The organism is Candidatus Symbiothrix dinenymphae, from assembly GCF_001431085.1.
In genome coordinates, this window is record NZ_BBRU01000136.1 from 1 (window position 1) to 551 (window position 551).

1 protein-coding gene is annotated in these 551 nt (G+C 32.5%); it reads right to left on the bottom strand.

Annotation, left to right across the window (positions count from 1 at the left end; all coding sequences use genetic code 11):
* Nucleotides 1–501, bottom strand: a 501-nt coding sequence (locus ASC50_RS02160; RefSeq protein ID WP_158648294.1) for a hypothetical protein, incomplete at its 3' end; no start/stop codon positions are given.
* Nucleotides 502–551 lie beyond the last annotated feature (50 nt).

Consider the following 551-nt stretch of genomic DNA (forward strand, 5'->3'; position numbering starts at 1 on the left):
AGAATCTTTGGAGGATATATTCAGAATTTCTTCTGTAGAGAATTGATTCTCTTTTTCAATTATTATGGGAAGTTTATGCTGATTCCAAACAAAGTGTGTAGATAGGCTGATACACAAAGTATCATACAAATAAGCTCCTGCTAATCCAATGCATCTAATTCTATTAATACCATTTGTGTTATCTTCAAAATAATAATTTTCTTCTACATATTGTTTCTCAACTACAGCATCGTTTTCTTTGATAAAGGGTAGGACAAACATACCATACAATATATCTTTATGTTCTCTCTGAACATCTTTGCTATTTAACCAATCAAACAACGAATAATTAGGCGAAAGTATGATTTGGTTTGTATCGTAATGGGAACGGATGTGTCGAAAACCTTTTTTCCTTGCTTCAGCAACTGCTCCCGCAAATTGGTTCATTTTACTATCTGCAGTGTATTTATTTACACAAGGTTGCGGACAGGATACGCTCAACTCATTAAATTGTAATTCCATACTTCCTATATCAGTTTTGATAATTGATTACTCCATTCATCCAAAAAATC